Below are 12,189 nucleotides of genomic sequence, written 5' to 3' on the forward strand. Positions count from 1 at the left end.
ATAAAACTTCATCCAAAAAGGATGAAGTTTTTATTTTTCTTCATTTTTTATTATATTTAATAGTGCAGATAACTTATAAAACTTCTCTTTGTCGTTCTGGTCTAGTGCTTCATCAATTTGTTTTAGAACAGCTTCCTCTTGAAAAGTTTTCATACTATCTTGCAAAATTTCCTCCGCCAACTGCCGATCCGACTCGCTGATTTGCAAATAATTTGGCATAAAAGGATTTTCCTCTAGTACTGTTAAGTATTCGCGGCTCGGCGGAACTTTAGGGAAGTTTAATTGAATGTACATTTCTTCGTTTGGGTGAAGCCGTAAATCGTGAAAGGATTTTTCTGCGTCTGCAGTCATGATGTTCTCACGGTAAAATCGGAATGGGATACCTGAGGAATCAGTTGTAGACATTACCATTGCTCTTGGACAGTAATGTGCTTCTTCTACAAAATGAATGCGTTCTAATAATTCATCATGGCCCAGCAGATAGTTTAAAATCCATACACATTCACGTCGTTTCATTTGGTATTTTTTTAAAAACCAACGAACAAATTCTTTTTTGTCCAAGACAGAAACGGATGCCGTCATTTTGCATGGGTCTCCTCTCATTCAAAAGTTTGTAAAAGATCTTGCCAAGCCGGTTCATCTGGCTGTAATGCTACCAACTGCCGAGCGACTTGCTGTGCTTCCATACGCTTACCATCTTCAATTAGGAAATAAACGTATTTTTCGAGGAACAGTGGATCTTCCTTGTGTTCAGTATATGCTAACTTATAAAATTCGTATGCACGTTTGAAGTTTTCTAATCGATCATATGAGAGAGCGGCAAACGCAGACAGCGACGACCAATCAAAATCATCTTTTTCAAGCTGTTCAATTAATTCGACTACCTCTTCATCTCTTTCTTCGTTGGAAAGTATGGATACGAGTGTAAGGATAGCTTCCATATACTCACTATCTAATGCAATCGCTTGGCGCAAATATTGCTCGGCCTCATTTGGTAAATTATTTTTCAATGACATTTTGCCTGCGAACAAATATAGTTCTTTATCATATTCATCACGCATTATTCCCTCTTTTATTACTTCTAAAGCTTTTTTGTTGTCTTCTAACATAGCATGACTTTGAGCAAGCAATAAGTATGCGGAAAAATAGTCTGGATCCAGTGTTTTTAAATCTTCTGCATAGCGAATAGCAGTTTCATACATTTGACATTGAAAAGCAGAATACGCAGCGCCAAATAATAAATCTGGAGAAGTTTGATTTTCTAGTGCTTGCGTATAAAATTCATATGCCTCTTCAAATGCACCGCCAGCTCTATATACTTCAGCTAATCGTTCAACCAATCTCACACCAGCAATTTCTTCTGTATCTTTGTTTATTGAATGATAAAGCCTAGCTGCTTCACTGAAGCGTCCTATTTCCATTAAAAGCTCAGCTTTCGCAAATTGGAGAAGTGGCTCATCCGGCAATATTTCCAATGCTTCATTCATACGTTGCTCTGCAACTTCATATAAGCCTTGCATTTGATAATAATCGGCTAATGCAAGTAGGACCTGTGGATATTCTGGTTCTTCTTTACCGATAGACATTAGGTATTCAAGTGCCTGATCTTCTTCGCCACGCTCCATTAAAAGAGTGGCCCTATCAATCTTAAGCTGAACCTCATCTGGGAAAACATATTGTAAATGTTCCAATAGTTCATCTGCTTCATCTAAAAATCCGAAATTAATCAGTAGACCTGCAATCTCATATTGCATATCGGGATTAACTTTTAATAATACGTCTCCAAGCAAATCTTGAATTTCTTTTAAATCCCCTTGCTGAATCGCATCTATCATTTTTTTTTCAATATCCATATTGTCACCTGTTTTAACATTAATTTTTAAATCCTGATATATAACTTAGTTTCTACAAATAAATAAGGATTCATTCTAATGCTACATGAGTGTCTCTTTTGGTACAAGAAAAAAACATTTTTCGTATTAATTATCGTGATTGTAAAATAGTCTCTAAATCTTCGAAGAAGTTCGGATAGGACACTGCAATGCAGTCGCTATCATCTAACTGAATAGCTCCTTCAGTTATCAATGCTGCGATTGCACCCATCATGCCTATACGATGGTCCCCATATGTTTGAAGCGATGCGCCATGGAGTGGTTTTCCTCCTTGGATAATCATGCCATCTTCTGTAGCTTCTATATCTGCTCCAAGTTTTTTTAATTCAGATACAACAGCAGCAATTCTGTCTGTTTCTTTGACTCTTAGTTCTGCTGCATCCCGAATAATCGTCTTTCCTTGCGCTTGTGTAGCTAAAAGAGCAATAATTGGAATTTCATCAATTAATAATGGAATTAAGTCCCCGCTAATCGTTATGCCATTTAAAGTAGATGTGCTAATTGTAATTGTTCCTCTAGGCTCATAAGCATGGTCATCCACGTTGGAAACCTCGATATCTGCACCCATTTCTTGCAGCACAGTGAGAATGCCTGCCCGCGTCGGGTTTAGCCCAACATTATGAAGTATAACTTTGCTATTTTTTGCAAGTGCTCCTGCTACTAAAAAGAAGGCGGCTGATGAGATGTCACCGGGCACTTCAACATGAGCTGGGATGAGGTCTTGGCCGCCTTTATATGAAATTGTTCCATTTTCAGCTATAATTTCTGCGCCAAACTGTCTTAGCATTCTCTCTGTATGATCACGGGTTAAACCCTTCTCATAAATGGTAGTTGTTCCGCGTGCATGCATTGCTGCAAGCAAAATAGCAGATTTCACTTGAGCGCTAGCGACTGGCATTGTATATTCAATTGCTTGCAATGGATTACCCTTGATTGCTAGCGGAGTATACTGGCCATTCTCTCTGCCATTAATTTGCGCTCCCATCAAGCGTAAAGGATCTATCACTCGTCTCATTGGCCTCTTCCCAATAGAAGCATCGCCATTCAAGACAGTGTGTAATTTGGAACCAGCTAATATCCCTAACATCAAACGGGTTGTCGTCCCTGAGTTGCCTGTATCCAGGATGTCTGTCGGTTCTACCCAATCGGCCATCCCCTTGCTTTCAATCACAACATTCGTGCCTTCTACTTCTATCTTAACACCGAGTTTTCGAAAACAATCGATAGTGCTCAAACAATCATTGCCTAGCAAAAATCCGCTAACTGTCGTGCGTCCTTTCGCCATACTACCGAACATAATCGCTCGATGTGAGACCGATTTATCCCCCGGTATACTCAATTCTCCATGCAAGCTTGGTTTATGATAGTCTAAATTCATTTGATTCATAATCAAAACACCTGCCTCTTTATCTTATATAAACATCGTACTGGGTACGGCGCTTAATACAACTTGCTGCTTTTCCGCGATCTTCTTCGTTTTGAAAACTAACCACAAGGATACCATATACGTCTTCTCGTGTTTCTATAATACGAATATTTGTAATGCTGATCTGTTCTTCTGCAAAATAAGCAGTAATTTCTGCAATGCTACCTGGGTAATCAGGGACATCAATTGATAAATCATATGTAGAAAATAAAGCCCCTTTTGTACTCGGAAGCTGATCTCTATATTCTTTTGCATCGAAAAAAAACATTTCAATTTCATCCGCGTTGCCCGTTTCAAGAACCTCTTTTACTTTAGCCATTTCCTTTTGCCAACTAGTCAATTGAGCAAGTATCTGAATTCGATTTTGCATTGTGATATCACGCCATAACTTCGGGTTTGAAGAGGCAATCCTTGTGAGGTCTCTGAATCCTCCAGCCGCTAACATTTTTGTAGTTTGGTTTTGCGTGCTTTCTTCTTTTAATTGATTCACTAATGAAGCTGCCACAATATGAGGGAAATGGCTCACTACAGCTGTCATTTGATCGTGAGATGCTGCTGATACAGTTAAGAGCTTGGCCTTTGTATAAGAAAGTATTTCTTTTAACCTTTGTATTGTTGCTTCCTCTTCACTTTCTAGAGGGGTCAGCAAATAATAGGCGTTTTCAAATAAATATGGCTTTGCAGCTGAGATGCCACTTTTATGCGAGCCCGCCATCGGATGCCCGCCAATAAAAGTTATTCCTAATTTCCTTAGTTCACACGCTTTTTCCATAATTAATGTTTTTGTGCTACCTGTATCCGTAATAATTACATCTTTCTTTAGTGGCCAGTCCTTTATTAGGTCTAGCCAGTTTAACGTAGCATTTACAGGTGTTGCAAATAGTATTATGTCAGCTCTTTCTGATGTACTTTTAGGATCCAATGTTCCTTCCTGGATAATATTTAATTCTAAGGCGGCATCAGTATTCTTTTCGTTTATATCATAGCCAATCACATGTAGATTAGGGGACTTCCGTAATGAAACCGCAACGGAACCGCCAATTAATCCTAAACCGACAATGAGAATAGTTTTCTTCATATAGCAACGCCTTGGTCTTTAAGGACATCTGTTAACTGTCTCAAGAAGCCTTCATTCTGTTCTTGCGTACCAATCGTCACCCGTACATACCCTGGTACGCCAAGTACATTGCCGCTTCTTACAATATACCCTTTTTCCATTAGTCTTTGGAAGACTATATCACTGTCAGTCTTCACTTCCATTAAAATAAAGTTAGTATCTGAAGGATAAAAATGAAGATTATGCGCCGTACAGAATTTCTCTATTAGCTGTTTACCCTTTTCATTTTCACTTCTGCACATATCAATGAAGGATTGATCCTCAACTGCTACACTTACTACGGCTTGACTTAATACGGTAGTGTTAAATGGTCCTCTAACAGGTTCCAATTTAGCAATAATCGGTTCTGAAGCCATTCCATAGCCAACTCGGAAAGAGGCTAATCCATAAGCTTTAGAAAATGTACGTAGGATAAGTAGATTAGGATATTCATCTATATACGAAAGCGTATTTCTGTATGTAGGGTTTGTTATATATTCAAAATAAGCTTCGTCTAGGACCACTAATACATCCTGAGGAACCTTGTCAAGAAATGCTGTAAGGGCACTGTCATCAATCACAACCCCTGTTGGATTGTTTGGACTGCATAGCCATACGACTGCTGTCTCATGATCTATCTGTTCAAACATCTCTACTAAGTCATGAGTACCGTCTTTCAAAGGAACCTCGCGTACTTCTGCTCCTTCAATTCTTGCATTTAATGCGTACTGTGAAAAAGTCGGCTTTGCCATTACTGTATTAACCCCTGGACGAAGAAGCGATCTTGATATAATGCTAATTAATTCGTCAGACCCATTGCCAAAAATAAGCTTTCGACCACTAACACCTAAATGCTCTGAGATGGTTGACCGCATATCAGTTGCTGCTCCATCTGGATATAAAGCAAAGTTGAATGCTTCTTTTGCTAAGAATTCTTGCACCTTGGGCGAACAGCCATATGGATTTTCATTTGAAGCAAGCTTATGAATAGTGCTTAGTCCGAATTCTTTCTGAACTGCTTCAATCGACTTTCCTGGCTGATATGCTTTTAGCCCCTCAATTTCTTTCTTCCATTTCATTGCACTCTCTCCTTCTATATCTATTATTTTGTCAAATCTGGTCTTAATTTTACAGCCTCATTCAGATAGATGTGCTTAATTTCATTTTGTGGGACAGTTGTATTCACATGTACTAGTACTCGAATACATAAGGGAAGCCCGTTTGGCACATTCATCTCATGTGTACACATAACGGGAACATACTCCCATTTCGGAAGTGACCGTACAGCTTTAGCAGGAAAAGCTGAAACGATATCTGCAGTTGTAGAAATAATCACTGATGCAACATTCTCCGGAAGCACCTCATTATCCTTTATTATTCGCTCCATTAAATTCTTTGTTTCCTGCATTACTAATGCTGGATTATCATAAGCGATTGTACTGGCGCCTCGTATTCCTCTAATCATATGATACCCCCTCTATTAATTCTCTTAAAAGAAGATCTGTTTCTTGACACTCACTACGGGATATTCGCTGAGTGAATGGTTTACCGATATCCTTTAAAAGTACAAACTGCAGTTCACCATCTTCAGCTTTTTTATCCTTTTGCATAAACTCAAATAATTCATCAAAACTAAAATTAGCAACAGATTCTACAGGATATTTATTACGTATAGCAAACAAAAGAAATTCTTTCGTAAATGAGCGTGATATTTGACCATACTTTTCGCTTAGCAATAAAGCATATACCATACCGATCATCACCGCTTCGCCGTGCGTTAATTTCCCAAAGCCAAATGCTGCTTCTAGTGCGTGGCCGTATGTATGGCCAAAGTTTAAAAATTTTCGTACGCCATGTTCTTCTTCATCTTGGGCTACTATATTTGCCTTTACACGAATCCCCTGTTCTAAATAGCCCATCGTTTTCTCTTCATCTAGATTGAACATTGGCGGAAGCTCCATTAATTCCTGTAACCAGACCATGTCAGAAATAAGTGCATGTTTTACTACTTCAGCCATTCCTGATCTTACCTCTTGTGCTGGCAAGCTTTTTAAAAATTCAATATCGAATATGACACCTTCTGGTTGATAAAAGGTTCCTATCATATTTTTGCCTAAAGCATGATTTATCGCAGTCTTTCCTCCTACTGCGCTATCGTGGGCAAGAATGGTCGTAGGCAATTGAATGATCGGAATTCCTCTCATAAAAGTGGAAGCAACAAAGCCTGTAAGATCGCCAACTGCTCCTCCACCAAAAGCAAACAGCATTGATTTACGTGTACACTTTTGTTCTAACAAAAATGTCTGTGCGGCTAAGTATTGCTCAAATGTTTTGCATGCTTCTCCGCCTGGCAAAACAAATACAGAGAATGGAAAAGGGAAACTTTTTGTAAATGCGTCTTTATATATTCGCCAAACATTTTCGTCCGTAAATACAATTACCTTGTCCCTTTCTACGATGAATTGTTGATACGTTTTTATAGCTTCTTCAAGGTCTCCCTGACCTATATACACATTATAGCTACGGGAGGGAGTATGAATTGGAATTTTCATCACTAAAACTCCTTCATTATTTTTCTCATCTCATTTATTTGGTCTTTTAATTGGCCAAGCTGGTCGCTATGGAAATGTTCAACGATAGCTTTTGCTATTTCGAAAGCTACAACATGTTCTGCCACAACTGAAGCAGCAGGTACAGCACAACTATCGGAACGCTCGACACTTGCCTTAAAAGCTTCCTTAGTATCAATATCAACACTTTGAAGGGGTTTATATAATGTCGGAATAGGCTTCATTACTCCTCGAACGACGATTGGCATCCCAGTAGACATACCACCTTCTAGACCACCTAAGTGATTGGTTCTCCTTGTGTATCCCTCTTCAGGACTCCAGAGAATTTCATCATGCACTTCGCTCCCTTTTAAATGAGCCATTTCAAAACCAAGACCAAATTCCACTCCTTTAAAGGCATTGATGCTCATCATAGCCGCAGCTAATTTACCATCCAATTTACGGTCATAATGGACATACGAACCGATTCCAGCTGGTACACCTTCTACTATAACTTCTACAACGCCGCCAATCGAATCTCCCGCTTTTTTAGCTGCGTCAATTGCTTCTACCATCTTAATAGAAGCATCATGATCTACACAATAACATGGATCATTTTCAATGATTTGACGAATTTCATGAACTGTTTTATTCATCGTCGTTTCAGGATTTGCAATGACACCACCGATTTCTGTTACATGCGATACAATATGGATGCCTAATTCATTTAGTAAAACTTTTGCTACAGCGCCAACTGCTACACGCACAGTCGTTTCTCTTGCCGATGAGCGTTCTAATACATTTCTTAAGTCTCTATGTCCGTATTTAATGCCGCCTACTAAATCTGCATGTCCTGGGCGTGGTCTCGTAATTTTTCTTTTAATCTCATCTGGGTTTATATCTTCTGGCAAAGGGTCCGCACCCATAATTTTTGTCCAGTGTTTCCAATCATCATTTTTGACAATTAGCGCAATCGGCGACCCTAACGTCTTACCATGTCGAACACCTGAAGCAATCTCTACAGTATCTGTTTCTATTTGCATGCGGCGCCCTCTTCCATGGCCACCTTGTCGACGTTTAAGTTCTTTATTAATCTGTTCTGTTGTTAGCTCTAATTGGGCTGGTATTCCTTCGATAATAGTAGTTAATTGTGGTCCATGCGACTCTCCTGCTGTTAAATAACGCATATACTTTCCCCCTTCAACTCGTTAAAGTGTATGTTTTTCACTATAACATATTTTAACTCAAAAAAGCATGAACAGACGGATAAATTTGTGATTAATAAAAAGAGCGCCTTCCGTATAAAACGAAAGCGCCTTCAACTTATGCCTTGCTATAAAAAAATGTATCTTCAATATCAAACGAATATTTAGATGGATTAAAGATTTGCTCTGTACTACCAACAAATAATACTCCACCTGGTCGAAGCGCTTTACTAAAATTTAGGTATATTTGATCTTTTGCTTCTTCTGTAAAATAGATCATTACATTGCGGCACACAATCAAATCATAATTTTGTTCATATGGATCTTTGAGCAAGTTATGTTTGCGGAAGGTCACTGTCCGTTTTATTTCATCTTTCACTTGGTAGAACATCCCGTTTTTCACAAAATACTTTTCTTTAATGGCTGTAGGTACCTCTGCTAGCGACCGTTCTGGATATATCCCAGTTTTTGCTTTTGCTATTGCATTTTCATCAAGGTCAGTTGCTATAATTGAAATCTGCGATAAAGGAAGATAGTTTGATAAGACCATAGCGATAGTATATGGTTCTTCTCCCGTTGAGCAGGCTGCACTCCATATTTTTAGTTTTCTATTCTCTTTTAACAATCTTGGAAATATCTTATTTTGGAGAACTTCCCACCGTTTGCCGTTACGATAAAACTCAGATACATTTATTGTCATTCGATCTAAAAATTCATTTAATAATTGTTGATCTCTTTCAATTCCCTTATAAAAATCATTGAAATTTTTAAATCCTCTTTTTTCATATAGGGATGTTAATCTTCTTTTCATCTGGGCTTCTTTATATAAAGCCAAATCAATGTTTGTTTTGCGTTTAATATTTGTGATAAATCCTTCATAATCCGTCATATACTCTTCCCTCTCTTTAGACCTAGGTTTATTATACCTAATTAGTTCCAAATCGGAAATGGTCTATTAATAGAGTTTGAAGAAAAATAAAAAAACTGTTCATTTGAGTGAACAGTTTTCTTGATATTAGTGAATTTCTTCTTCTGTGAAGAATAGACCGATTTCACGTTCTGCTGAAGCTAATGAATCAGAACCGTGGATCACATTGTGAGATAAAGTTGTTGAGTAGTCACCACGAATTGTGCCAGGTGCTGATTGCTCAGGGTTTGTAGCACCCATCATTAGACGAGCTACAGAGATAACGTTTTCGCCTTCCCATACCATTGCAAATACAGGACCAGATGTGATGAATTCAGTTAACTCACCAAAGAATGGCTTGTCCGCATGTTCAGCATAGTGTTTTTCAGCTAATTCTTGAGATACTTGCATAAGTTTAGCACCTTTTAGTACGAAACCTTTGCGTTCAAATCGATCAACGATGTCACCAACTAGTTGGCGTTTTACACCGTCAGGTTTAACCATTAAAAATGTTTTTTGGATAGCCATTAAATATTACAACTCCTTAAGATGTTCTAGGGTAAAAACCCTACTTGAAAATAGTATCATTGAACGCTTGAATGTTCAACAATTTTTAGAATTTGCGTTTCCCCATATATAAAGCAATATCTTTTAAAGACTTTTTCACAGAATTGGCTGGCAATTCTTCAATTTCTTTTAAAGCTTTTTGCAAATATAAGTTGCTTATATGATAGGCATCGTTGATTGCATTAGAGCTGCGCATTTTTTTCAAGAAAACTTGTCGTTCATCTTCTTTCATATCGCCGTTCAATGCTTTTTCAATATATGGCCGAATAGCTGAATCGTTTTTCGCCAATAAGACAGGCAATGTGATATTCCCCTGAAGTAAATCGCTGCCTGCGGGTTTCCCTAACTGTTTATCTGTAGCTGTCAAATCCAGAACATCATCAATGATTTGGAATGACATGCCTACATAGTAGCCGAACTTCTTTAAGTGATGTGCTACGCTATCATCTGCTCCAGCGGCTACAGCACCAAGCTGACAGCTTGAGGATATAAGCAATGCAGTTTTCCGTTTAATTCTACGGAAATAATCACGGATAGATTGGTTTAAATGCATCTTATCCTCAATTTGAATGATTTCTCCTTGCACAATTTCCACCATCGTTTTAGATAGAATTTGGTGAGCCTTTTCATTTTGAATATTCGTCATATATTCTAATGCCCTTGCAAAAATAAAATCACCAGCATACATAGCAACACGATTATTCCATTGGGATTTAACAGTAGGACGGCCTCTACGCAGCTCAGCGTCATCGATGACATCGTCATGTACAAGCGATGCCATATGTATTAACTCAAGTGGCACAGCTACGTTTTTCATATCATCTATATTATATTGGCCAAATTTTGCACCGAGCAACACAAAGACAGGTCGAATACGTTTTCCGCCAGCCTTCAGCAAATGGAGAGAGGCATCTTTCAAATAGTGTGAAGATGAATCCAACGCTGTTTCTAATTCTTTTTCGATGACTCTTATGTCTGATTGCAAATCAGCATAAAGAAGCTTTAACTTCATCTTTTCCACGCGTCTAAACATCCCCTACACTAAATTTCTTTTTTTATGCCCATATGCATAGCAGCTGCTCCGCCACTATATGATTTGTATATTACATTTTGTAAGCCCGCAGCTTCAAACATTTTTTTCAATTCTTTCATCCCCGGGAAATCATTTGCAGATTCTTGCAACCAAGAATATTCATTGAAACTTTTAGCAAAAAGCTTGCCAAATAACGGCATAATATAGTGAAAATAAAAGCGGAACAATTGTCTATAACCTGGAATTTCAGGTTGTGATGTTTCAAGGCATACAACCTTGCCGCCCGGTTTTACCACACGGTGCATTTCTTTTAAAACTTGCATATAATCAGGTACATTGCGAAGACCAAAGCCAATTGTTACATAATCAAACGTATTATCATCAAATGGCAGTTCCATCGCATTTCCTTGTATTAGCTCTATTTGTTTTATATTCTTTGTTTTTTCAATGCCTACATTCAGCATATTTTGGCTGAAGTCTAGCCCTGTGACATGGCCATTCTCTCCAACTGCGTCAGCAAGCGCAATTGTCCAATCTGCAGTGCCGCAGCAGACGTCTAGCGCATGAGAACCTGGTTTTACGGCCATGCGTTTCATTGTATCTTTACGCCAATTTTTATGCATCTGAAAACTAATGACAGAATTCATCTTATCATAGCTATCTGAAATATTTTCAAAAACAGCGTGTACGCGCTCTTCTTTAGATTGAGCCATTCTACTCAACACCTTTCATCGTAATCTGTGCCTCTACATTTACTTCAACATGCTGCAACATAAATGTTTTCACTTCATCTTGTAAGATCGGAGAAGCTGTAATAATACGTATTAGCCTAGATGAAAGGTTAGAGATTAGCCGTCTTAAAATTTGTTCATTGTTCATGCCTGCATACTCTTGCTGCTGTTCTAGTATTTTCAGGAATGGCGTTTTCATATGCTTTTCTTGTAAAGACTGTAATTCTCGTTTAAGTCGTTCCAAAACCAGTCCGTTTTTGACAATTTCAATATAACTGTCTAGATTAAAACGCTTCAAAAACTGGCACGTAATCGTTGATTCGATCACTTCTAGAATCTTATACCATTCATCCATCGAACGCTTCATAGGCTCATATAAAGCAGTCCTTGATTCGCTACTCTTTGCGACAGCCTCAGACAATGAACGAACAAGCTCAATATCAGGAATTTTTGCAAGTGTTGCATAATACATACCGCTATAGTAATCGCCAGCAAGAACTGTTAGTTGCTGCCTTTTTGTGGCAGCATCTTGTTCGTTGATTTGTTCATGGCCATTCAATGCGGCATAAACCATAGCAACTGCGTTTACAGCCTGTTCTATTTTTTTCGGCCAATGTTCGCCGTTCAATTTTGGCAATAATATATAGCGAAGTTGTCCATCAAAAATAATTGGCTGGCCTGTATACTGCAGGAGCGTTCTATGATGCAATTTGGTTAATATATTATTTTTTGATTGTAATAAATGTTCTTCTAAAATTGCTGCATTCATAAACTTTTCTCCAT

General features: G+C 38.2%; 13 protein-coding genes. All 13 read right to left on the reverse strand.

The features are described from left to right. Positions 1 to 30 precede the first annotated feature (30 nt). Complete coding sequence (locus tag RST01_RS02910) at positions 31 to 582, reverse strand: ReoY family proteolytic degradation factor (protein ID WP_066786083.1); 552 nt, start codon at positions 580 to 582, stop codon at positions 31 to 33. A 17-nt stretch (positions 583 to 599) separates the two neighbouring features. After that, positions 600 to 1,853, reverse strand: coding sequence for a tetratricopeptide repeat protein (locus tag RST01_RS02915; RefSeq protein ID WP_066786080.1), 1,254 nt, complete (start codon positions 1,851 to 1,853; stop codon positions 600 to 602). Between the two features lie 130 nt (positions 1,854 to 1,983). Further along, positions 1,984 to 3,279 carry a 3-phosphoshikimate 1-carboxyvinyltransferase gene (aroA, locus tag RST01_RS02920; RefSeq protein ID WP_147193940.1) on the reverse strand — a complete coding sequence of 432 codons (1,296 nt, stop codon included), beginning with the start codon at positions 3,277 to 3,279 and terminating at the stop codon, positions 1,984 to 1,986. A 19-nt stretch (positions 3,280 to 3,298) separates the two neighbouring features. Then, positions 3,299 to 4,396, reverse strand: a complete 1,098-nt coding sequence (locus tag RST01_RS02925; protein WP_147193942.1) for a prephenate dehydrogenase — start codon at positions 4,394 to 4,396, stop codon at positions 3,299 to 3,301. Further along, a complete protein-coding gene (hisC, locus tag RST01_RS02930) occupies positions 4,393 to 5,493 on the reverse strand; it encodes a histidinol-phosphate transaminase (protein WP_147193944.1) in 1,101 nt (366 codons plus the stop codon). Before hisC ends, RST01_RS02925 begins: the two co-directional genes overlap by 4 nt. 23 nt (positions 5,494 to 5,516) lie before the next feature. After that, a complete protein-coding gene (aroH, locus tag RST01_RS02935; protein WP_147193946.1) occupies positions 5,517 to 5,879 on the reverse strand; it encodes a chorismate mutase in 363 nt (120 codons plus the stop codon). Beyond that, positions 5,872 to 6,966 (reverse strand): 3-dehydroquinate synthase, encoded by a 1,095-nt coding sequence (gene aroB / locus RST01_RS02940; RefSeq protein WP_147193948.1) that lies wholly within the window; start codon positions 6,964 to 6,966, stop codon positions 5,872 to 5,874. The genes aroH and aroB overlap by 8 nt, the downstream gene beginning before the upstream one ends. Before the next feature lie 2 nt (positions 6,967 to 6,968). Further along, positions 6,969 to 8,150 carry a chorismate synthase gene (gene aroC / locus RST01_RS02945; protein ID WP_147193949.1) on the reverse strand — a complete coding sequence of 394 codons (1,182 nt, stop codon included), beginning with the start codon at positions 8,148 to 8,150 and terminating at the stop codon, positions 6,969 to 6,971. Positions 8,151 to 8,286: 136 nt separating this feature from the next. Next, positions 8,287 to 9,057, reverse strand: a complete 771-nt coding sequence (locus RST01_RS02950) for a CheR family methyltransferase (protein WP_147193951.1) — start codon at positions 9,055 to 9,057, stop codon at positions 8,287 to 8,289. A 126-nt stretch (positions 9,058 to 9,183) separates the two neighbouring features. Further along, positions 9,184 to 9,603 carry a nucleoside-diphosphate kinase gene (gene ndk / locus RST01_RS02955; protein ID WP_066786060.1) on the reverse strand — a complete coding sequence of 140 codons (420 nt, stop codon included), beginning with the start codon at positions 9,601 to 9,603 and terminating at the stop codon, positions 9,184 to 9,186. Between the two features lie 85 nt (positions 9,604 to 9,688). After that, positions 9,689 to 10,663 carry a heptaprenyl diphosphate synthase component II gene (hepT, locus tag RST01_RS02960; protein ID WP_184117504.1) on the reverse strand — a complete coding sequence of 325 codons (975 nt, stop codon included), beginning with the start codon at positions 10,661 to 10,663 and terminating at the stop codon, positions 9,689 to 9,691. Between the two features lie 20 nt (positions 10,664 to 10,683). Beyond that, positions 10,684 to 11,388 (reverse strand): demethylmenaquinone methyltransferase, encoded by a 705-nt coding sequence (locus RST01_RS02965; RefSeq protein ID WP_147193952.1) that lies wholly within the window; start codon positions 11,386 to 11,388, stop codon positions 10,684 to 10,686. Between the two features lies 1 nt (position 11,389). Further along, a complete protein-coding gene (locus RST01_RS02970; RefSeq protein ID WP_147193954.1) occupies positions 11,390 to 12,175 on the reverse strand; it encodes a heptaprenyl diphosphate synthase component 1 in 786 nt (261 codons plus the stop codon). Between the last annotated feature and the right edge of the window lie 14 nt (positions 12,176 to 12,189).

This window comes from Rummeliibacillus stabekisii (assembly GCF_007988965.1).
Classification (GTDB): domain Bacteria; phylum Bacillota; class Bacilli; order Bacillales_A; family Planococcaceae; genus Rummeliibacillus; species Rummeliibacillus stabekisii.